This is a genomic window from Acinetobacter sp. CAU_H_29a_1 (assembly GCF_058599505.1).
Map to the genome: position 1 here is coordinate 2,280,273 of NZ_CM178655.1, position 20,336 is coordinate 2,300,608.

A 20,336-nucleotide genomic window follows, 5' to 3' on the forward strand; every position below is an offset into this window, starting at 1 on the left:
TCTGTGGACGTTTTATGCAAATACTGAAAAAAGAAACAGGCACTTGGAAATGGGGAATCCTGTGTTTGATTTTCCTTGCACCGTTTTTCTTTCTCACTTATGGATTTGCAAATCACTATGCATCACAACTGCCCAATGTGCCGAGTATTGTCTATGACTGGGAAAAACACATTCCGCTTTGGTCATGGAGCATCGTGCCATATTGGTCCATTGATCTTTTTTACGGTCTATCTTTGCTGTTATGTTGGAATAAATTTGAGCTGAAACAGCATGCACTTCGGCTATTTAGCGCACAGCTGATTTCGATCAGTTGCTTTCTTCTTTTTCCACTCAAATTTAGTTTTGAACGACCACCTTTAGATGGCTTTTTTGGCCTATGGTTTGATGTTTTGATGGGTTTTGATAAACCTTTTAACCAAGCACCTTCTCTCCATATCGTTTTATTGGTCATCCTTTGGGACTTCTTCCGCAGACACAGCTCAGGTCAGTGGAAATACTTTGTCGACCTTTGGTCATTTTTAATTGGCATATCGGTACTCACCACATGGCAACATCATTTTATAGATATTCCAACAGGTTTATTGGCGGGTGCATTATGTTTGTGGTTATTTCCAATTACGGCAAAATCACCCTTTAAAAAAGATGGTTTGCAGACTTTAACGCCAAAGCATTTAAAGTTAGGCAGTTATTACCTATGCGGCGCATTACTTTTCCTAATCTTGGCCTATCTGTTCCAACCTTGGGGATTATGGTTACTTTATCCAGCAATCAGTCTATTTGGCGTTGCTTTAAGCTACTATTTAGTTCGCCCTCATTTCTTCCAAAAGCAAACAGATGGAAGTTTGAGCATTGCCGCTACAATGTTATTTGCCCCTTACCTAATCTTTGCGTGGTTGAACAGTCGAATCTGGACAAAGAAACATCCCGAAGACTCCAAAATTTTAAAAATTGAAAACACAACCATTTTTTTAGGGCGCATCCCAACACGTTCTACAATACAAAAATATCAGGCCGTTTTTGATTGTGTTGCAGAGTTGCCAGTGAATTCAAAAAATTCATATTTTCAATACTCAAGTTTAGACTTAATTCCTTTACAGGCCGACCAACTTCAACGTGCGGTTGAAGTGTTCAACCAATTAATGGCAGCAGCTTCAAGCCAGAGCACACAACAGCATGTATTAATTTACTGTGCGCTGGGTTATTCCAGAAGTAGTGCTATTCTCTGCGCTTGGCTTATGCAACAGCAGCATGCAACACAGGTAAATGAGGCCATTCAAATAGTTCAATCCGCTAGACCATGGGTTAGACTGAACGATGTACAAATCAAAAATCTCAATACTTATCAGTTAAAACTCAAAGGATCAGCCCCATGAAAATGCAATTTTATGTGGCGGCAAAACTTTTATCTACAACGTATGGTTTGTTATTTTCAGGCTATGTCGCGTTTGTCTTAACCATTTTGGCTATACTACTTAAAAGCTGGCAATCTCTTGAGTTTTGGATATTAATTTTTATATGTTTCGGTTTGATGGCGATACAGCATTACCTAGCACTCAGGTTGAAATTTGATGCTGAACTCATTGAAGTGATTGCGCAACAATCTGATACAGTGGCCATCGAAGACTTAACGCAACAGTTTGATCAATCATTACTGCAATTTAAGCTCATACCAAAATCGAAAGTGGGTCGAGATTGGTCTTTGCGCTTTGCAGGCTGTTTCCGTTTGTTTAAACTGCAAATAACTATATTGTTTATACAATATAGGACTTACGCACTGTTATTTATAGACTCTCTGTGGTAGCAGATGATTTTTATCGAGAATAAAGTCATCAATGAAGTTTTTGATCATTGGTCTAAATAACTTCTTCTGCCAACGATATACATTTTCAAAGATCCGCTCAAACTGGTTCTTTTGTATCTCAACATAGGCCATCAAGGCTGAAAAAATATGATTCGAAATCAGTTTAGATCGTCTTACTTGAAACTTTTCAATATGACAAACCTGTTTAATCACTCGGTGATATTGTTCTATTTTCCAATGACTTGAATGTAATTCATGAAAACCCTCAAAGGACAATAAATCATCTTCATCTTGATGCACAATATAAAACCTCTGCTGTTCTTTTAACTGAGTCTTAAATAATTGTACAAAGCCAAAATCTTTGAGCCAGACCACTTGACCCTGATGGAAATTTGGCAATAAACGCAGTTGAAACCATTGTCCTTTTTCTGGGGAAACCTTACGGTTACAGTCGATACCAAACATAAATCGAATACCATGTTTTCTTATGGTTTTTAGATTTCCAGTCGATGAATACCAACTATCACCTGTAATAAATTGAATCTTTGCACCCCAACTGAGTACTTCACTTAACATATCCATAAAGTAATCATTCTTGGTTTTACCTTCAGATTTGTCATAAATTCGGAAATTAATTGGAATATTTTGACCATTTTGATCTGTCGCATACAAGGTAATGAGATTAATACCCTTGACGGATCGGTGGTGTTTGCCTGACCAAAAATAGCTAACTAAGTCCATATGCTGACTATATGGTTTATCTAAAACAGTATCATCAATACTGACTATAAGTTTATTATTATCAATATGTTGAATTGCTTCTTGATATAGGTCGTGAGGTGTGTAGTCTTCACGTTCTAGAAAGCGATTTACACTATCATGCGAGATGTTATAAGTCTCGGCAAGTTGTGTGCAGCTAATAGAGTTCGGTTCTGTCATGAGAAAGCCCATATAAATGGGTAGAGTACAAGTTGCTGTAGAAGCATTTTTAATTCGTCTGATCACAGATACTTTATAAAGTATTTTAATACTTTTTTGAATCCGTCAATGCGTAAGTCCTACAATATATAGTTCTAATGATTCTAATTTATAAATTATTGGCACAATAAACCTCTTTCTACTGGCTAAAAGTCCATTGAAATTATTGATAAAATTGGTTTATGCAATGAATAAAACTCCGCTTCAAAACGATAAAAAAACAGCTTTAGAGCAAACTCAAAGTCATTTTGCGACTCATTCTATTGCCCGTTTAATTGCATTTTTTACACGGCGTGGAGCGCGTCTGCTAACGGGTACACGTAGTTTATGGATCGGTTGTCAGCCTGTGCCCAAACAGCGTATTTATTACGCCAACCACAATAGCCATATCGACTTTATACTGCTGTGGTCATCTTTGCCGACAATCATGCGACGGAAAACCAAGCCTGTGGCTGCTTCTGATTATTGGCTGAAAGATGGCTTTCGCCAATTCCTTATTAGAGATACCTTCAATGGTATAACGATTCAACGCAACCGAGATGATCACACTGATCCATTACAACCCGTTAAAGATGCACTTGAACAAGGCTACTCGATTATCTTTTTCCCTGAAGGTACGCGCAATCTAAATGATGATATTGAATTATTACCCTTCAAAAGTGGCTTATATAGTTTGCACAAACAGTTTCCAGACATTGAAATTGTTCCCGTTTGGATTTCAAATTTAAGACGGGTTATGCCCAAAGGCGCATTTATCCCTCTACCTTTGCTTTCTACAGTATGTTTTGGTTGCCCTTTAGAACAACATTTAGACATGGATAAGGCAAGTTTTATCAATTATGCACAAAAGCAATTATTAGAATTAAAAGAGGTTGAAAATCAATGATGTTAAATAATCTTGATAAAACTTATCTCTTGTTTGCTATTTTTGCAGGGATTTTGGTTTTTGCTTCAACTGTCGGTTTTATTCTCAAACAAAAAGCAGGAACTCAACCGTCTTCGGTTATTGATAATTTAAATGCACGAATCAATGCATGGTGGGTCATGCTGATCGTGATCGCTGCGGCCATTCTATTGGGTAAAACTGCATTTATTGTGTTATTTGGGATTATTTCTCTTTTTGCATTACGTGAGTTTATTAGCCTGCTTCCCACCAGACGTGGCGATTATTTTCCTCTACTCATTGCATTCTATTTTGTTATTCCTTATCAATATTATTTGGTTTATACCGACTGGTATGGGCTTTATTCAATCTTCATTCCACTCTATGTATTTTTGTTGATTCCAATTGCCAGTTTAAAACAAGAAGATACCACCCATTTTTTAGAACGAAGCTCAAAAATTCAATGGGGACTCATGGTCAGTGTATTTTGCATTTCACATGTCCCTGCTTTGTTGAATTTAAAATTACCTGAATTTAAAGGCGAACCGATTTGGTTAGCGATTTGGTTGATTATGGTCGTTCAAGTCTCTGATGTTTTGCAGTATGTGTGCGGTAAATTATTTGGAAAACATAAAGTCGCACCCGTTTTATCGCCATCGAAAACGGTAGAAGGCTTACTTGGCGGTATTCTATTAGCAACTGCTTTAGGTACTGCAATGGCGTGGTTAACGCCTTTTAGCTATGTTCAAGCTGCTTGTATTGGATTAGTTGTTTGTATCTTTGGCTTTTTTGGCGGTTTGGTCATGTCAGCAATTAAACGTGATCGTGGGGTGAAAGATTGGGGGCAACTCATTCATGGCCATGGCGGAATGCTAGACCGCATTGATTCTATTTGCTTTTCTGCACCTATTTTCTTTCATATACTTAGATATTGGTGGAGTTAATTGGCAAATTGGGTTAGACAAATATTTAAACGATAAATTTCCCCCAGACCAACCCAGTTTCAGCACTCGCTTGGCTTGTATTCTGCCTCATGATATTTTGTCGATGCTGCCTAATGTCTATGTGGTATTACCTTACAAGCGTCCTTTTGTAATTTTCTTAACCGCTTCCCAACACGTCTCAAACCAAAGCAAATCTCCATAGCCACGCACTGCTAAATTTTGTAGAATAGCCCTTTTACCCCATGGTGCTTTTATATGACCGCTTGGACAGCTCACGTCACCGTCGCAACTGTTGTTGAAAAAGACGGAAAATTTCTATTTGTAGAAGAGCATACTGCGGGTGTGACACACACTGTATTTAACCAGCCTGCTGGCCATGTTGAATCAGGTGAAACACTCATCGAAGCTGCCATTCGTGAAACTATGGAAGAAACTGGACATGAAGTGTCTATAGATGCGTTATTGGGCATTTATACCTATACACCACCCATGTTTCCAGACCGCACGTATTATCGTTTCTGCTTTTTAGCGCAGTCACTTCATCACAGTCCAACCGCTGAACTCGATACAGGTATCGTGGGTGCAGTATGGATGACTTTGGATGAACTACTCGAAACGGCCCGTGCACGTAGTCCATTGGTGATTAAAGCGGTTCAAGACGCACTCGCGGGGCAAAAATATCCTTTATCGCTCGTTTATGAGCACCAAAATTCTCCCCTTATTTCAAGTTTGGATGCCTAGTCCTATGCAACAACGTGTCATCGTCGGTATGTCGGGTGGTGTAGATTCATCTGTTTCTGCTGCTCTTCTTCTTCAACAAGGTTATCAAGTTGAAGGTCTTTTCATGAAGAACTGGGAAGAAGATGACGGTACGGAATACTGCACGGCTATGGAAGACTTAGCCGATGCTCAAGCCGTCTGTGACAAACTAGGGATTAAGTTACACACCGCTAACTTTGCTATGGAATATTGGGATCGGGTATTTGAGCATTTCTTAGCGGAGTATGCTGCGGGCCGTACACCAAACCCAGATATTTTATGTAATAAAGAAATCAAATTCCGTGCGTTCTTAGATCATGCTATGCAACTGGGCGCAGACTTTATTGCGACTGGTCACTATGCACGTCGCGGCGAAACTATGACCAACTCTAAAGGTGAGGAATACGCACCTTTACTGCGTGGTTTAGATAAAAACAAAGACCAGACCTATTTCTTACATGCTGTGCATGGCCGTGAAATTAATAAGACGTTGTTCCCTGTCGGTGAAATTGAAAAGCCTGAAGTACGTAAAATTGCGGAACAATATGACTTAGTCACGGCGAAGAAAAAAGACTCAACAGGCATCTGTTTTATTGGTGAACGTCGTTTTAATGACTTCTTAAAACAATACTTACCTGCACAAGCTGGAAAAATCGTCTTAGATGATGGCAAAGAGGTTGGTGAACATCACGGCTTAATGTACTATACGCTCGGTCAACGCGGTGGTATTGGTATTGGTGGTTTGAAAGGTGTGGCTGAAGGCGCATGGTTCGTTCTACATAAAGATATTGAAAACAACCGTTTGGTGATTGGTCAAGGTCATGAACATCCACTCATGCAAAGCACAGCGCTTTGGAGTGAAACGATTGACTGGGTCGCAGGTGAAATGCAGATTCCTGAAACAGGTTTCCGTTGTACCTCACGGACGCGCTATCGCCAAGATGACCAAGATTGTGTGATCTTTAATGATCCGACTACCCCAGGTGGCGTACGTGTTGAGTTCGATGAACCCCAACGTGCTGTGACTCCGGGTCAGAGTGTCGTATTCTACTCAGGTGAAGTTTGTTTAGGCGGTGGCGTGATTCATCATACCAATGCTCCTAAACCTGATTTTATTTAAAGGATTTTAAGACATGGCTGAGTTACCGTTTCAACAGCCTCAAACTTTGAACGAACGCCAAAACCGAGCTTTGGCGTTGGCGGCTGTTTTTCAGTCCGCGCAACTAACGCATATGACCGCCTTAAGCGGTCAGCAAAGTATTGGGGAAAGCGGTAACTTCTATTTAGAGCAATTGATTAAAGCCAGTTTAAATATCCGACCAAAGGGCAACCAAAGCGGACAAACTTTAGACTTCTTTCATCAACTGGCGGACATCTCCTTAGGACTAAAAACCTTAGAAAGTAGCATTACCCAACCCTTTAATACCTCACCAAAAACTCGAATTCCCAAATTATCCACTGCTAAACTTCCCATGACTTATGCCATGGCACTCTTACAACTCGAAAAGAAAGTGTATAGCAACCCCAAATTCGTTGAAATTATTGAACAGTCCCAACAAAAAATCTTAAGACAACTTTCTTTTTTCGATAATAACTATTTACACCCAAGCATCATTGCCAACCTCGCACAAACCTATGTCGACACTGCTGGGCAAATTAACCCACGCATTATGGTGCGGGGCAATGCAGAAGCATTTAAAGATTCATCGCATACCAACCGCATTCGTGCGTCCCTCTTCACTGGCTTACAAATGGCACATTTATGGCGTCAGCTCGGTGGAAGTTCATGGGGCATGGTGTTTAGCAAACGCAAGTTGCTTAAAGATATTCAAGATCTCGCTCGTTTACAGTATCAGGTGATTTAACACATGATCGACGGGCTTTTTAGTTTTACGTTTAATTCCAAAGTTTAAGGAATCGCTATGAACGCTTTAACCGCACTTTCTCCATTAGATGGACGCTACGCTAGCAAATGTGATGCGCTTCGTCCTTTCCTCTCTGAGTTTGGTTTAATCCATGCTCGTGTGACTGTTGAAGTGCGTTGGTTACAAGCGCTTGCAAACCGTCCAGAAATCACTGAAGTGCCTGCTTTCAGTGCTGCGACCAATGCTGCACTTGATGCAATTGTTGCTGACTTTTCTGAAAGCGATGCCAACCGTATTAAAGACATCGAACGTACCACGAACCATGACGTTAAAGCCGTTGAGTACTTCCTGAAAGAAAAAATTGAAGGCATCGAAGAGCTTAAAAATGCGGGTGAATTCATTCACTTTGCATGTACGTCTGAAGACATCAACAACTTGTCTCATGCATTAATGCTGAAAAGTGGTCGTGATGTATTGGTTGCATCTATGCAGCAAATCATTGACTCAATCGTGGCATTGTCTGAAAAGCATGCTGACCAACCTATGTTGTCTCGTACACATGGTCAGACGGCAAGCCCAACCACTTTGGGTAAAGAAATGGCAAACGTAGCATATCGTCTTGCGCGCCAAATCAAACAATTCAAACAAGTTGAGCTTTTAGGCAAAATTAACGGTGCAGTAGGTAACTATAACGCTCACCTTTCTGCTTACCCAGACATCAACTGGCCTGCACACTCACAAGCATTCGTTGAGTCTTTAGGTTTAAGCTTTAACCCGTACACCACTCAAATTGAACCGCATGACTATATGGCGGAACTGTTTGATGCTTTACGTCGTTTCAATACGATTTTGATCGACTTTAACCGTGACGTTTGGGGTTATATCTCGCTTGGTTTCTTCAAGCAAAAACTCAAAGATGGTGAAGTGGGTTCTTCAACGATGCCACACAAAGTAAACCCTATTGACTTTGAAAACTCAGAAGGCAACTTAGGCTTAGCCAATGCTGTACTTGCGCACCTTGGCGAAAAACTTCCAATTTCTCGCTGGCAGCGTGACCTAACGGACTCAACTGTACTACGTAACATGGGTGTTGGTTTTGCACAAAGCTTGATTGCTTTTGAAGCTTGTTCAAAAGGCATTGGTAAACTTGAACTCAATGCTGCACGTATTGATGAAGACTTGAACAATGCGCAAGAAGTTCTAGCTGAACCAATTCAAACTGTAATGCGTCGTTACAACGTTGAAAAACCATACGAAAAACTAAAAGCGTTGACACGTGGTCAAGCAATGACGCGTGACATGATGGTTGACTTCGTCAATGGTAATGAACTTGAAGCTGTCCCTGCTGCTGACCGCGCACGTTTAGCGGAAATGACACCTGCAACCTATACAGGTAACGCAGCTGAACAAGCAAAACAAGTTGCTGACTTAATTTCTAAAATCTAATTTTTAGAAATTAAAAAAAGCGAAGCTTCGGCTTCGCTTTTTTATCTATAATGCAAACAAGAATCTCCTATACGCATAATTGAAAAACCAATAAAAATGATGACAATCCTGAAAAGTACAACAACGAAAGCTTACTTTGACTATCAACTGAAAAAACCGCATTGGATTGCGCTCATTGTACTCGCTGTCGCCATTGCTTTCGCATCGATCCATCCCCTTGAACTCAGCTCTTATATTTTGCATCAGGTTGGAACTGTATTCATGTTGGTTACGCTGATCATTTGTCTTTATAAAATGGGGCTCAGCTTAATCAGCTTTATGCTTTATATTGGGTTTTTGCTGATTCATATACTCGGTGCGCATTATCTGTATTCTTATGTACCCTATAATGAATGGTCAATGCAGTATTTAAACCTAGACCTCAACCAAAGTTTAGGTTGGACGCGGAATATGTATGATCGCTTTGTACATTTAGCGTACGGTCTACTGCTCTACCCATTTTTCTATCGTCTGTTTCAAGTGTGGTTACCCCAACTTTCTAGACTCACCCTATTCTTGCTGGTCATTCAATTTGTAATGGCAAGTAGCCTTATTTACGAATGGATTGAATGGTTTATTGCGATGGGCTTATCACCTGAAGATGCTGAAAACTACAATGGGCAACAAGGTGATATTTGGGACGCGCATCAAGACATGCTTTTAGCCACAGTTGGCGCGATCATCACAGGCATAGTCTGTCTATTGAAAAAGTAGTCCTTTGCTGCCATCCCTATAACACAACAAATCACGACTATTACAGGACTCATTCAAGCACAAGTGATTTGTACATCAGTTTTAAAAACACAATAAAAAACACCACGTCAGGCGTGGTGTTTTTTAACTCTCTTAGTCTTTCGCAGACTCATCTGTTGGCACTTCAGTAATTCGGCCACCGCGAGCAAGGAATGCCGCAACTTCGTCTTCAAGTGCTTGACGTTGTTTTAATTTTGCAGTCACCGTAAGTGTTTCAGCTTCGGCGACATCACCATCACTTGCAGCATTATCAGAAGAATCTGATGCGCCTTTTTCCGCTGCTTGAGCTTCGTCTTCGTCGACTGCTGAGTCTTCTACATCATCATAATCATTTGAATCAGTCATCTTAATCTCCCCACAAATGACATTTTAGGTTCCCATGAATTACTGGTTTCCAATTATGTTGAAATTTAACAAGCTCTCAGCCTTTCGCATAGTCTTATTCAACGGAAAATCGTATCTTTTTTAATCAAAATCGTAATCTTATTTTACGACTGGCTAAAAAATAACACTTCCTTTCTTACACAGCATAACGCGTCTCTTTGAGCAACCCTAAACCATTGGCCTGTGCCATAAAAGCATCTTTTAATACAGGCAGTTTTTCAACCTGTTTCAAACCAAAGTTTCGCGCCCATACCACAGGAAAGAGTTGTGTGGTTTCCATCCAACCGATGGCAGACATGCTATGCATCATGGCATCATTTTGTCCTTTACGGCGGTGTTCATAGCGTTTCAGTGTTTGCTCATGTGCCCACACGCCACGTGCTAGATCATGTAGTAGTACATCACACAGTACAGCCGCATCAAGACAACCAATATTCACACCTTGCCCCGCCAAGGGATGAATCACATGAGCCGCATCACCAATTAAAGCCAAGCCTGCTTTAACATATTGTTGTGCAGCACGTGCTTTGAGTGGGAAAGTGGCACGCGGTGTCGCTTCCAACACTTCGCCTAACATGTGATGACTTTCTCGCGTTAACAGCTGGGTAAATTCAGCATCTGAAAGTGCAGCATATTCTTCTGCATAATCATCGGGGAGCGTCCATACGATAGACTGCCAATGCCCTGCTTGCTCTGGTTTTAAACTCGCCATTGGTAAAAAGGCCAAAGGCCCCGTTTCTAAAAAAATCTGACGTGCAACGTGTTGATGAGGCTGTGCCGTGCGAATGGCGCAGCTTAAACCAGCCTGTTTGTAATCCAGCACATCGATATCGATAAACGCTTGTTCCCGTACAAAAGAGTTTGCACCATCTGCACCAATCACCAGTTTGGTTTTCAGCACCGTACCATCGGCCAAATGGATATACCATAGCCCAACACCTTCTTCGACACGGGCAACTTTAACTTGGGTGCGGTAATCGTTGAGTACAGCAAGCATCTGCTGTTGAATCGCTAAATTAAGCAAACTTGGCTCGACCATAGAACCGAGGGCTTGTTCGCCATGTGGTTCCTGCTTGGACTCATGACCAAAGTTAATTTCACCATAGCCATTTTTATTCCACACCTGCATGCCGCTATACGGCATCTGGCGGGCAATTTTATCCCAAACATCAACGGTGTTAAGCAGGTGTATCGTTGCTTGACTGAGTGCCAAAACACGCGGGTTGGCAACACTTAAGGTCTTGTGTTCATCTAAAATAGGTGCAGCATCCAGTACGGTAGCTTGCACACCGCCTTGCGCCAAAAGCAAGGCAGTCAGTCCACCAACCAAACCACCACCAATAATCACCACATCTAAAACATCAGTTTGAACATGACTCATGCTTTTAGCCCCATGGCATAGTTGGCAACGAGTGGTTTAATGCCTGGAATCGTATCAAATGCGACCAGACCAGTATTCCGAATAAACTTTAAGATTGGATTGCTATTGCTAAAGCCTCGTACCACCGAATCACAGAACTTAATTACGCGTTGTTGATCGGTCAAACGTGAAGCCTCATAGGCTTGCAGCATTACGGCATCGCCCAAGTCGGCATTTTGCGCAATTTGCTCCGTTAAATAACGTACCAAGACGTGCGCATCTCGCATACACAGGTTAAAACCTTGCCCCGCAACGGGGTGAATGGTATGCGCTGCATTACCCATTAAGACCACCCGTCCTACCGCCTGCTTTTCAGCTAACACTTGTGACAATGGAAAACTAAAACGCTTACCTGTTTTTTGAAACTTTCCTGCACGGTCGCCATAAGTGTCTTGTAAGGCATCTAAGAAATGTTGGTCATTTTCATCGCCCAACCATTCACCTTCAGTACCTTTTTTCACAGGCCAAACCACGGAGCGACGGTATTCACCTGGAAGCGGCAACAGTGCCAATGGTCCTAAACTACTAAAGCGCTCGAAACCCACATGGTTGTGCGGTTTTGAAGTTTGTACTGTAGTGACGATAGCGACCTGATCATAATCATGTTCTGAAGCACCAATTCCTAAGGCTTTACGGCAGAATGAATCACGTCCATCTGCAGCAATGACGAGTTTTGCTTGCAATGACAGTTGTTCTTCTCCACGACTCGCGTCTATGTAAGCCATATCGGCATCTTGGGTCAGTTGGGTGACTTGTACACCATCAATCAGCTCAATGAATGGTTGTTTTTGAACTTCTGTCAGTAGTACACGGCCGAGCCATGCATTTTCTATGACCTGCCCGAAGCTTTCGACTTTTTCTTGTTCTGCTTTGAGACGAGCCTTACCAAAGCTACCTTGCTCGGTGATATTTACTTCTAAAATAGGCGTTGCATGTTCTTGTAAAGCGCTCCATAAACCCAGTTCTTGGTAAATTTGAACTGTACGACGAGACAGTGCGCTGTTTCGTGCATCAAAACTAGAATGGTATGGCGCAAGGTTTACATCATCATAATTTGGGTATTTGATCGCCTCTAAAAGTTTCACCGCAATGTTTTGTTTCGCTAACATCAACGCCAGACTCAGTCCGACCATACCACCACCGACTATGATGACTTCTTGTTGCATGCTTCTATCCTTTTTATGGTGTACCTAAAGTAAAAAACTTCAAATACCTATAAGTTTTAATGGATTTATATTATAGGACTTACGCAGTATTATTTATAGATTCTCTGTGGTAGCAGATGATTTTTATCGAGAATAAAGTCATCAATGAAGTTTTTGATCATTGGTCTAAATAATTTCTTCTGCCAACAATATACATTTTCAAAGATCTGCTCAAACTGGTTCTTTTGTATCTCCACGTAGGCCATCAAGGCTGAAAAAATATGATTCGAAATCAGTTTAGATCGTCTTACTTGAAACTTTTCAATATGACAAACCTGTTTAATCACTCGGTGATATTGTTCTATTTTCCAATGACTTGAATGTAATTCATGAAAACCCTCAAAGGACAATAAATCATCTTCATCTTGATGCACAATATAAAACCTCTGCTGTTCTTTTAACTGAGTCTTAAATAATTGTACAAAGCCAAAATCTTTGAGCCAGACCACTTGACCCTGATGGAAATTTGGCAATAAACGCAGTTGAAACCATTGTCCTTTTTCTGGGGAAACCTTACGGTTACAGTCGATACCAAACATAAATCGAATACCATATTTTCTTATGGTTTTTAGATTTGCAGTCGATGAATACCAACTATCACCTGTAATAAATTGAATCTTTGCACCCCAACTGAGTACTTCACTTAACATATCCATAAAGTAATCATTCTTGGTTTTACCTTCAGATTTGTCATAAATTCGGAAATTAATTGGAATATTTTGACCATTTTGATCTGTCGCATACAAGGTAATGAGATTAATACCCTTGACGGATCGGTGGTGTTTGCCTGACCAAAAATAGCTAACTAAGTCCATATGCTGACTATATGGTTTATCTAAAACAGTATCATCAATACTGACTATAAGTTTATTATTATCAATATGTTGAATTGCTTCTTGATATAGGTCGTGAGGTGTGTAGTCTTCACGCTCTAGAAAGCGATTTACACTATCATGCGAGATGTTATAAGTCTCGGCAAGTTGTGTGCAGCTAATAGAGTTCGGTTCTGTCATGAGAAAGCCCATATAAATGGGTAGTGTACAAGTTGCTGTAGAAGCATGTTTAATTCGTCTGATCACAGATACTTTATAAAGTATTTTAATACTTTTTTGAATCCGTCAATGCGTAAGTCCTATATTACATCAAAGATTTTCTTTTTTATAATGAAATGGATGTTTTTACGTACTTTCACAGTAAAGTGCCCTGCCATGATTTCTGAAAAGACAGTTTTTTTAATTTTCATCAAAACTTGTTCAGAACACTGTTTAAGCAAACTTATGAAAAATCTGGAGCTCTGATTAAATAGTAGGCGTGGAACGTGAAGAATCAATAAAAAGCCGTTCTAGGGTTCAGAGCACTAGAACAACTTTAATTAAAGTATTGATTAAGAAGGATAAATTTCAATAATTTCGTATAAGGTGTATTATGTTAATTTTAGAAAATTTAAACATTTACCTTATAATTCAACTGTAGTTCATCCGCACTTCTCCCTCTAATGCCCCAGTTTTCTTTAGGAGTTTCAAATATAGTTATCTCAACATCATTTGAATCAATACCGCATAGATTGTTTATATTTTCGAATAGAGACCTAATAAATGCTTTTTTAGTCTCTTTTGTTCGTCCATCGAACATAGAAATTTCAATAATTATATAAGATTTACTGCGATCTACTGGATATACAAAATCCTTAGATTCTAGTGCGATAAAACGTTGAAACCTTTTCTCTTCAGGGTATTTTAATTCTTTAACTAAAGCCTGATGGATAGCTTTACTTAAATTATCACGATGTAATTCTATTGTTTCATTTAAAGCATAAATTTTTATCTGAGACATTACTTTCTCTAAATTAAAACCCTAATTTTAGCTTAGTTTCTCCCCTATTTAACAAAATGGCGCTTATACGAAACAAGAGTCTTAGAATCTAATCAAGCATCTCTAATTCTTTTAATGCAATTCTCAGCGTCCGAATTGCGGAAGCACGAAAAATAGGATTTGTCCCATCAGCGGAAGGATTTTGATCTGTCCAAGCGATTGCTGCAAGACATTGAATGCCAACATAGAATAGAAATTTCATTTTAGGCACAGTCTGCTTATACGTACATTCCCAACCCTCTAAAAAAGCATTTCGTAATTCTAAATCAGAGAAATCTATATCCACCCAAATAATTTTAGCTAAATCATAGACCGCATCTCCAATACGAGCAGCGTCGAAGTCTATAATACCCGAAATTCGATTTTCACTGTCTACAAGGATATTTCGACCTATATAGTCACAATGCAGTAAATGAAGCTGTGTCGGCTCACATATCGCTTTAGCGTATTTTCGTAACTCATTCAATTGGTCGCAAAACTCATGATAATCAGATGACAATCGATTTATACGTGACATCCATTTTGAGATCATTAATTCTAATTGTTGCTTCCACAATACCCAATGTGTTGATAAGCCATCACGATCTTGCCAGAACCTCATATTCAATATGCGCGTTTGTGGAAGCGCACGATGAAGTTCGCCCAAAGCTCGTCCTGCATTCCCAAGCAAAGAGATTTTCTGTACCCGCGTACAATTTTTTAATACTTGATCGACTTGCCTACCTTCTATGGCACTCATGACAAGGATAGAAGAACCTTCCCATTCAAACTTATGAACCGTACCGAGATTGTAGGAGACACATTTTCTTGAGAGAATGTCGCTATGACAAGATTAAAATACACCGCAGAAATCAAAGAACGAGCAGTACGTTTGCTGCTTGAATCTGAACAAGATTATCCTTCTACTTGGGCTGCAATTACAGCTATTGCTCCTAAAATCGGTTGTACCCCTGAAACTTTGCGTGCTTGGCATCAAAAACATAAACAACTACAGAATCCAGCCGTAGTGCAACTTCTGTCAGATCAACAGCGTATCAAACAACTAGAACGTGAAAACAAAGAGCTACAACGAGCCAATGAAATTCTTCGTAAGGCAGCTGCTTTTTTCGCACAGGCGGAGTTAGGCCGCCCACACAAATAATGGTTGATTTCATTCGTGATCATAAAGCCCTGTATGGTGTTGAAGCGATTTGTCAAATATTGCCAATTGCCTCATCCACTTACTATCGCCAGCTTGATCTAGTACAGAACCCTGAAAAGCGTTCGAAACGAGATTTACACGATCAACATTATGCTGAGCAAATTAAGTTAATTTGGCAAGAGAGCCATGGGCGTTATGGCATTCGTAAAGTTTGGCAACAACTTAAACAAGAAGGATATTCTATTGCCCGCTGCACGGTAACACGCTTGATGAAACAACTTGAAATACAAGGTGTATGGCGTGGTAAGAATAAGCGTACGACACATCATGATGATCAGCAAAAAAGAGCTGATGATTTAGTTAAGCGTGATTTCACAGCTCAACATCCCAACAACCTTTGGGTCGCTGACTTTACCTATATTCAGACTCATTCTGGGTGGGTATATACGGCATTTATCATTGATGTGTTCTCACGAGCAATCGTTGGTTGGAAAGTTTCCACCCGAATGAATACCGATATGGTACTTCATGCCCTTGAGCATGCACTCAATAGTCGGGGTATGCCTAAGAATGTGATTCATCATAGTGACCGAGGGGTGCAGTATCTTTCAATCCGCTATACTCAGCGATTGGAAACTGCGAACTTAAGAGCCTCTGTAGGAACAACGGGAGACTCGTATGATAATGCACTGGCTGAAACAGTGAATGGTTTATATAAAACGGAGGTGATTGAATATTTGAAATCTGATTGGTTAGGCTTAGCTGATGTTGAATTAGCTACATTGAATTGGGTAGACTGGTTTAACAAAAAGCGGCTACATAGTTCTATTGGCTATGTTTCACCATTTGAGTTTGAAAATATGTACTATGATAAAATCAACACCTTAGATTGTGTTGCATAACTTAAATAAACTGTCTCCGATATAGTCGGTACGGTTCATATTTAATACCTTTGGTGTTAGTGGAAATTCTTTGAGAGCTTCTAAGATTTCACAGTAACGATCATTAGCCGTTTGAATATTTGCTATTTTGATAAAGACTTCTCCTTGAGAGGATTGCCCTTGATACACTGAAGCCCCATTTCTCTGTGTAACTAAATCTAACGTCTTTGCCTGAATCCTATGCTTTAACTTAGATAAATCTTTCATGCTGCCTAATTTCTGTTGTGAATAAAAATGATGATGAAATAACTAAAATTTTTATTTATAAATATTATAGTTCTCTATTCAACATAAATACCTTATAAAAAATAAAAGCCGATCACATGATCGGCTTTTATACAGTAAATTATATTTATCGCGCCATTAACGCTTCAATCTCTTCTACCGACTTCACCACTTTCGCAGTCAAATTCAGTGGACCATTTTTGGTTGCTACGATGTCATCTTCAATACGAATACCAATGCCGCGCCATTTCGCATCGACAGTTTCATCATCAGGTGCAATGTACAAGCCCGGTTCAACAGTCACCACCATGCCTTCTTCATAAGCACGCCACACACCTTCTTGCTTATATGAACCGACATCGTGCACATCCATACCGAGCCAGTGTCCTGTACCATGCATATAAAACTGACGGAAACTTTCCTTTTGGATTATCTCTTCAATATCACCTTGCATAATCCCCAGATCAAGTAGACCTTGGACTAAAATGCGCACAGCAACATTATGTGGTTCCTTATACGAGTTCCCTATACGCACTGCGTCAATTGCGGCAAGTTGTGCATCAAGAATTACATTATAAAGTGCTTTTTGCTCAGGGCTGAACTTTCCGCTGACTGGAAAAGTACGGGTGATGTCTGAAGCATAATATTCATATTCACACGCTGCATCGATCAACACCAAATCGCCATCTTTCAGCTCTTTGTTGTTCTCTACATAGTGCAAAATGCAGGCATTTTCACCACCACCGACAATACTGTTATACGACGGCACGCAGCCATTCTGACCAAATACATAATTCAGCTCAGCTTCTAGAGCATATTCCATCATACCCGGCTTAACGGCTTGCATGGCACGAGTATGCGCTTGTGCGGAAATATCTGAAGCTGTTTGCATCAATGCAATTTCTTGTTCTGACTTAAACAAACGCATTTCATCTAAAATACGGTCTAGCTGTATCAATTGTGCAGGTGCAGCAGTCCCACGACGTGACTCACCATTGGCAGTCGTGATCCATTTTGCTACACGCGCATCAAATTCAGGCTGTTGCCCAATACGATAGAATAATTTTTCTTTGCTTAAGAGTTTTTCAATGATTTCTTCATCTAACAAATCTATCGCATACGCTTCGTCAGCTTCATAGTCATCTACCGCGCCATCCATACCTGCGCGATAACCATTCCAGATTTCCATCTCGCGGTCACGTTCACGGCAGAACAAACTGTAGCTATAACCGTCTTCATCATCTTCAGCAAAGGTTTCAATGACTGCTACGGCTTCGGGCTCAGCAAAACCTGTCAGATAAAAAAAGCTGCTATCGGTGCGGTATTTATAGTCTGCATCACGATTACGCATCGCCACTGGACTGGTTGCAATAATGGCAATACTGTTCGGACCCATTTGTGCAGCCAAACGGTCACGGCGTTCCTGAAAATCCACTTGCGTTAGTTTCATGTTTGATCTGTCTTTTTTATACCAGAGAATATAAGTGCCACGCGCACTCTATCATGTACGCGCAGCAAGTCTTATGCCAATCAGCTTGGGCGATGCGGCGTAAACATTTCTACAACATTGTTTGCTTCTGTTACAGAACGATCAATTTGTTGCTTGTTATGAAAGTGTTTAAGCAGAGAACTTTCCTCAACCGCAATCTTTTTACGGCCTACAGATAAGCTCACAGGAATTAAACGTACAAACTCGTATAACTCTTGATAGCTCTCCTCACCCTCTTCATCATCATCGGTTTCTTCAAACTCAACTGCCGCCACATCTTGTAAATGTTCGATCAGTTCCATTTCATCTGGACGAATATGACCAGACGCTAAACCAAAGCCCAGCACTACGCCTGCGCACCAATCCGCCAAAGCTTGTACACGGTCTGCCAGCGTATGAGTGTCATCGGGAAGTAATGGTAAATAGTCCAATTCATCGTCAGAAAGTGCATGTGCGACATCTTCTGCTTCATCGGCTAACAACGCCAAAGCTTCTTCGCTTAACTCTGGAATTTCCAAAGTCGTGAGGATGTGTTGCCACTCTTCACGGCTCGGTGCCTGAGTTACACAAATGATACCTGTGAGTAAACCATGTAACTCACTTGGGCTAGAAATCTCTTCAATTTTAGAAAAATTTGGCTGCCATTCTGACCAACCTGAAATATCGTCTTGCATTCGTTTATCCAATCTCTATACTTCTTATATATTACCTTTGTTTGCAGCACTGTGCGACCACGATATGTTAGAAGAATTACAGCGTCTACAGGCGCATATTGGCGTTTTAAAAACGCGACTTGCTCATTTTGAAAGTGAAAATAGCACTTTAAATGCAGCTAAACTGGATGCTGAAGAACAGCACCGTTCTCAAGTTGTGCAAAAAAATGGCTTAATTACCCAGAAGCAAGAACAAATTGATGATTTAACTGAGCAATTAAGCAGCGCTCAGACCCAATATCAACACTTGAACACTGATGCGACTGCTTTGGCCGATCGGTATAGTCGTTTGGAAAAAAGTTGTACGGATTTAAAAAATCGCTTTCAGGAAATCTTGGCTGAACGTAATGAATTACGTGCAATTAAAGAAAAAATGAACAATGATCAGCGTCAAGCTCAGCAAGAAATCCAAGCACTTCAGCAAGAACGTGAAAGATTGTTACAAAAAAATGAGCATGCCAAAGCTAAAGTCGAAGCCATCATCCAACGTTTGGCTATTTTAGGTACAGAGCAAGATCATCACGCGCAAGAAATTCAACAACTTGCCCACCCTACTGAAGCTGGCGAGGAAGTTTAATCATGAGCGAACCAATTACCGTTGAATTACGTGTCTTAGGTCATAGCTTTCGTTTAGTCACAACGGAAAAAGAAAAAGCCGACCTTGAACGTGCAGCTCTGCTTTTAAATGATAAATATGATGAGTTTCGTCGTAAAGCACCGCGTGTAGAACCCAGTAAAATTATCATTATGGTGGCACTAGAGTTAATGCAAGAAGTGTTGTCGATGAATAAAACACTACAAGAGTATGCGCACGCAGAACGATTACTGGCAAATATTATCGATGACGTTGCGGAACTTGTTTAAACTCGACTTAATTGAATAAAGTATCAACACTTACTCCAGTTGTTTACAGTTCGTAGCGGTGTATGAGTTGCCATCAGCGTGAGATTCGTTATACTTAAGGCAACTCTGAGGTGTTCGCCAGCGGGTCTATTCCCCTGCCGATACTTAAACTTATGGATGTGTTCTGTATATTTAGAGTGTATGCCCACTTTCATGTGGGAAACCCAGCAAGTATACGTCGCGTCCACCTTGAACTCATCGGGTTCAGGGTAACGACACATGCAGCGGCATCTTCGGAGTACTTTATTTATTTTAATAACAATAAGCTTATAACTGAACTCCTCCCTCGCTCTGTTCACTTCAATCCGCATAAATCATCAAAAGTAGGCATTACGGTAGGCTCTAAAATTATTGTGCTATATTTCTATGTATTGTTTCAATCAGTTAAAAAGTGCAATGGGGCAAAGACATAAGCTAATAAAACCATTTATTGATAGTCTCCCTCTAGAGATATCAGGGAAAAAGTTTTTTATCGTGACTCTCTAACCATTGGCTTTGGTGTTGTTGTTACCCAATCTAAAATCTACTTTATTGAAACACTCATGCCGAATGGCCAAAATAAAAGGAAAACTATT

The 20,336-nt window shown here is 40.3% G+C and carries 22 protein-coding genes, 1 other RNA gene and 1 other annotated feature; of the genes, 13 read left to right on the top strand and 10 right to left on the bottom strand.

The annotated features are described in order from the left end of the window. The first annotated feature begins 14 nt into the window (after positions 1–14). Positions 15–1,373, top strand: coding sequence for a phosphatase PAP2/dual specificity phosphatase family protein (locus AC4MDD_RS11350; protein ID WP_491881657.1), 1,359 nt, complete (start codon positions 15–17; stop codon positions 1,371–1,373). After that, positions 1,370–1,801, top strand: a complete 432-nt coding sequence (locus AC4MDD_RS11355) for a hypothetical protein (protein ID WP_491881658.1) — start codon at positions 1,370–1,372, stop codon at positions 1,799–1,801. Before AC4MDD_RS11350 ends, AC4MDD_RS11355 begins: the two co-directional genes overlap by 4 nt. Here the strand turns inward: AC4MDD_RS11355 and AC4MDD_RS11360 are convergent. Then, positions 1,778–2,806, bottom strand: coding sequence for an IS701 family transposase (locus AC4MDD_RS11360; RefSeq protein WP_082188993.1), 1,029 nt, complete (start codon positions 2,804–2,806; stop codon positions 1,778–1,780). The genes AC4MDD_RS11355 and AC4MDD_RS11360 overlap by 24 nt on opposite strands. Positions 2,807–2,966: 160 nt before the next feature. Here AC4MDD_RS11360 and AC4MDD_RS11365 point away from each other — a divergent pair, with 160 nt between their 5' ends. The 7 genes from AC4MDD_RS11365 (at position 2,967) to AC4MDD_RS11395 (ending at position 9,429) form a co-directional block, all read left to right on the top strand. After that, entirely contained in the window at positions 2,967–3,665 is a 699-nt protein-coding gene (locus tag AC4MDD_RS11365; protein ID WP_491881659.1) for a lysophospholipid acyltransferase family protein, read from the top strand. Then, on the top strand, positions 3,662–4,606 hold the full coding sequence (locus AC4MDD_RS11370) for a phosphatidate cytidylyltransferase (RefSeq protein WP_491881660.1): 945 nt from the start codon (positions 3,662–3,664) through the stop codon (positions 4,604–4,606). The genes AC4MDD_RS11365 and AC4MDD_RS11370 overlap by 4 nt, the downstream gene beginning before the upstream one ends. Before the next feature lie 255 nt (positions 4,607–4,861). Next, the gene (locus AC4MDD_RS11375) at positions 4,862–5,347 is read left to right on the top strand and encodes an NUDIX hydrolase (protein ID WP_005399799.1); all 486 of its coding nucleotides are present in this window, start codon (positions 4,862–4,864) and stop codon (positions 5,345–5,347) included. 4 nt (positions 5,348–5,351) lie between these two features. Beyond that, on the top strand, positions 5,352–6,485 hold the full coding sequence (gene mnmA, locus AC4MDD_RS11380; protein ID WP_004694222.1) for a tRNA 2-thiouridine(34) synthase MnmA: 1,134 nt from the start codon (positions 5,352–5,354) through the stop codon (positions 6,483–6,485). Between the two features lie 13 nt (positions 6,486–6,498). Beyond that, a complete protein-coding gene (gene hflD, locus AC4MDD_RS11385) occupies positions 6,499–7,230 on the top strand; it encodes a high frequency lysogenization protein HflD (RefSeq protein ID WP_004980842.1) in 732 nt (243 codons plus the stop codon). A 57-nt stretch (positions 7,231–7,287) separates the two neighbouring features. Then, positions 7,288–8,676: an adenylosuccinate lyase gene (gene purB, locus AC4MDD_RS11390; RefSeq protein ID WP_004980844.1), complete on the top strand. Its 1,389-nt coding sequence runs from the start codon at positions 7,288–7,290 to the stop codon at positions 8,674–8,676. Positions 8,677–8,772: 96 nt separating this feature from the next. Then, positions 8,773–9,429, top strand: a complete 657-nt coding sequence (locus tag AC4MDD_RS11395) for a DUF2238 domain-containing protein (protein WP_279043529.1) — start codon at positions 8,773–8,775, stop codon at positions 9,427–9,429. Between the two features lie 132 nt (positions 9,430–9,561). Here the strand turns inward: AC4MDD_RS11395 and AC4MDD_RS11400 are convergent, their stop codons facing one another. From AC4MDD_RS11400 to AC4MDD_RS11425, 6 genes are all read right to left on the bottom strand, one after another. After that, positions 9,562–9,813: a hypothetical protein gene (locus AC4MDD_RS11400; RefSeq protein ID WP_004694228.1), complete on the bottom strand. Its 252-nt coding sequence runs from the start codon at positions 9,811–9,813 to the stop codon at positions 9,562–9,564. Between the two features lie 175 nt (positions 9,814–9,988). Next, positions 9,989–11,233, bottom strand: a complete 1,245-nt coding sequence (locus AC4MDD_RS11405; RefSeq protein ID WP_491881661.1) for an FAD-dependent monooxygenase — start codon at positions 11,231–11,233, stop codon at positions 9,989–9,991. Continuing rightward, positions 11,230–12,438 (bottom strand): 2-octaprenyl-6-methoxyphenyl hydroxylase, encoded by a 1,209-nt coding sequence (gene ubiH, locus AC4MDD_RS11410; RefSeq protein ID WP_491881662.1) that lies wholly within the window; start codon positions 12,436–12,438, stop codon positions 11,230–11,232. The genes AC4MDD_RS11405 and ubiH overlap by 4 nt, the downstream gene beginning before the upstream one ends. Before the next feature lie 89 nt (positions 12,439–12,527). Further along, positions 12,528–13,556, bottom strand: coding sequence for an IS701 family transposase (locus tag AC4MDD_RS11415; RefSeq protein ID WP_491881663.1), 1,029 nt, complete (start codon positions 13,554–13,556; stop codon positions 12,528–12,530). Between the two features lie 364 nt (positions 13,557–13,920). Beyond that, on the bottom strand, positions 13,921–14,310 hold the full coding sequence (locus AC4MDD_RS11420; RefSeq protein ID WP_126035910.1) for a tautomerase family protein: 390 nt from the start codon (positions 14,308–14,310) through the stop codon (positions 13,921–13,923). A gap of 88 nt (positions 14,311–14,398) precedes the next feature. Then, complete coding sequence (locus tag AC4MDD_RS11425) at positions 14,399–15,088, bottom strand: aminoglycoside phosphotransferase family protein (RefSeq protein WP_491881664.1); 690 nt, start codon at positions 15,086–15,088, stop codon at positions 14,399–14,401. 84 nt (positions 15,089–15,172) lie between these two features. On the opposite strand from AC4MDD_RS11425, the gene AC4MDD_RS11430 reads away from it, so the two are divergent. Then, a protein-coding gene (locus AC4MDD_RS11430) for an IS3 family transposase (protein ID WP_336000913.1) occupies positions 15,173–16,392 on the top strand; the annotation gives its coding sequence in 2 pieces (ribosomal slippage) (positions 15,173–15,449 and positions 15,449–16,392; 1,221 coding nt in all). Beyond that, positions 15,448–15,564: a sequence feature (AL1L pseudoknot), on the top strand. Its footprint overlaps the gene before it by 117 nt. Here AC4MDD_RS11430 and AC4MDD_RS11435 read toward each other — a convergent pair. The 3 genes from AC4MDD_RS11435 to AC4MDD_RS11445 form a co-directional block, all read right to left on the bottom strand. After that, positions 16,375–16,638 (bottom strand): hypothetical protein, encoded by a 264-nt coding sequence (locus AC4MDD_RS11435; protein ID WP_491881665.1) that lies wholly within the window; start codon positions 16,636–16,638, stop codon positions 16,375–16,377. The two genes, AC4MDD_RS11430 and AC4MDD_RS11435, sit on opposite strands and share 18 nt — an antisense overlap. Before the next feature lie 145 nt (positions 16,639–16,783). Continuing rightward, the gene (gene pepP / locus AC4MDD_RS11440; RefSeq protein ID WP_491881666.1) at positions 16,784–18,106 is read right to left on the bottom strand and encodes a Xaa-Pro aminopeptidase; all 1,323 of its coding nucleotides are present in this window, start codon (positions 18,104–18,106) and stop codon (positions 16,784–16,786) included. A gap of 80 nt (positions 18,107–18,186) precedes the next feature. After that, positions 18,187–18,819: a UPF0149 family protein gene (locus AC4MDD_RS11445; RefSeq protein ID WP_004980864.1), complete on the bottom strand. Its 633-nt coding sequence runs from the start codon at positions 18,817–18,819 to the stop codon at positions 18,187–18,189. A 64-nt stretch (positions 18,820–18,883) separates the two neighbouring features. On the opposite strand from AC4MDD_RS11445, the gene AC4MDD_RS11450 reads away from it, so the two are divergent. From AC4MDD_RS11450 to ssrS, 3 genes are all read left to right on the top strand, one after another. Beyond that, positions 18,884–19,435, top strand: a complete 552-nt coding sequence (locus AC4MDD_RS11450; RefSeq protein WP_004980866.1) for a hypothetical protein — start codon at positions 18,884–18,886, stop codon at positions 19,433–19,435. A gap of 2 nt (positions 19,436–19,437) precedes the next feature. Further along, positions 19,438–19,722, top strand: a complete 285-nt coding sequence (locus tag AC4MDD_RS11455; protein WP_004694243.1) for a cell division protein ZapA — start codon at positions 19,438–19,440, stop codon at positions 19,720–19,722. Positions 19,723–19,821: 99 nt separating this feature from the next. Further along, positions 19,822–20,005: non-coding RNA, 6S RNA (gene ssrS, locus AC4MDD_RS11460), on the top strand. The last annotated feature ends 331 nt before the right edge of the window (positions 20,006–20,336 follow it).

Coding starts and splice junctions, on each gene's coding strand:
- hflD (WP_004980842.1), top strand. CDS start 6,499: ATGGCTGAGTTACCGTTTCAACAGCCTCAAACTTTGAACGAACGCCAA.
- AC4MDD_RS11405 (WP_491881661.1), bottom strand. CDS start 11,233: ATGAGTCATGTTCAAACTGATGTTTTAGATGTGGTGATTATTGGTGGT.
- AC4MDD_RS11420 (WP_126035910.1), bottom strand. CDS start 14,310: ATGTCTCAGATAAAAATTTATGCTTTAAATGAAACAATAGAATTACAT.
- AC4MDD_RS11445 (WP_004980864.1), bottom strand. CDS start 18,819: ATGCAAGACGATATTTCAGGTTGGTCAGAATGGCAGCCAAATTTTTCT.
- AC4MDD_RS11350 (WP_491881657.1), top strand. CDS start 15: ATGCAAATACTGAAAAAAGAAACAGGCACTTGGAAATGGGGAATCCTG.
- AC4MDD_RS11370 (WP_491881660.1), top strand. CDS start 3,662: ATGATGTTAAATAATCTTGATAAAACTTATCTCTTGTTTGCTATTTTT.
- pepP (WP_491881666.1), bottom strand. CDS start 18,106: ATGAAACTAACGCAAGTGGATTTTCAGGAACGCCGTGACCGTTTGGCT.
- AC4MDD_RS11455 (WP_004694243.1), top strand. CDS start 19,438: ATGAGCGAACCAATTACCGTTGAATTACGTGTCTTAGGTCATAGCTTT.
- AC4MDD_RS11355 (WP_491881658.1), top strand. CDS start 1,370: ATGAAAATGCAATTTTATGTGGCGGCAAAACTTTTATCTACAACGTAT.
- AC4MDD_RS11450 (WP_004980866.1), top strand. CDS start 18,884: ATGTTAGAAGAATTACAGCGTCTACAGGCGCATATTGGCGTTTTAAAA.
- AC4MDD_RS11365 (WP_491881659.1), top strand. CDS start 2,967: ATGAATAAAACTCCGCTTCAAAACGATAAAAAAACAGCTTTAGAGCAA.
- purB (WP_004980844.1), top strand. CDS start 7,288: ATGAACGCTTTAACCGCACTTTCTCCATTAGATGGACGCTACGCTAGC.
- AC4MDD_RS11375 (WP_005399799.1), top strand. CDS start 4,862: ATGACCGCTTGGACAGCTCACGTCACCGTCGCAACTGTTGTTGAAAAA.
- AC4MDD_RS11435 (WP_491881665.1), bottom strand. CDS start 16,638: ATGAAAGATTTATCTAAGTTAAAGCATAGGATTCAGGCAAAGACGTTA.
- mnmA (WP_004694222.1), top strand. CDS start 5,352: ATGCAACAACGTGTCATCGTCGGTATGTCGGGTGGTGTAGATTCATCT.
- AC4MDD_RS11400 (WP_004694228.1), bottom strand. CDS start 9,813: ATGACTGATTCAAATGATTATGATGATGTAGAAGACTCAGCAGTCGAC.
- ubiH (WP_491881662.1), bottom strand. CDS start 12,438: ATGCAACAAGAAGTCATCATAGTCGGTGGTGGTATGGTCGGACTGAGT.
- AC4MDD_RS11395 (WP_279043529.1), top strand. CDS start 8,773: ATGATGACAATCCTGAAAAGTACAACAACGAAAGCTTACTTTGACTAT.
- AC4MDD_RS11425 (WP_491881664.1), bottom strand. CDS start 15,088: ATGAGTGCCATAGAAGGTAGGCAAGTCGATCAAGTATTAAAAAATTGT.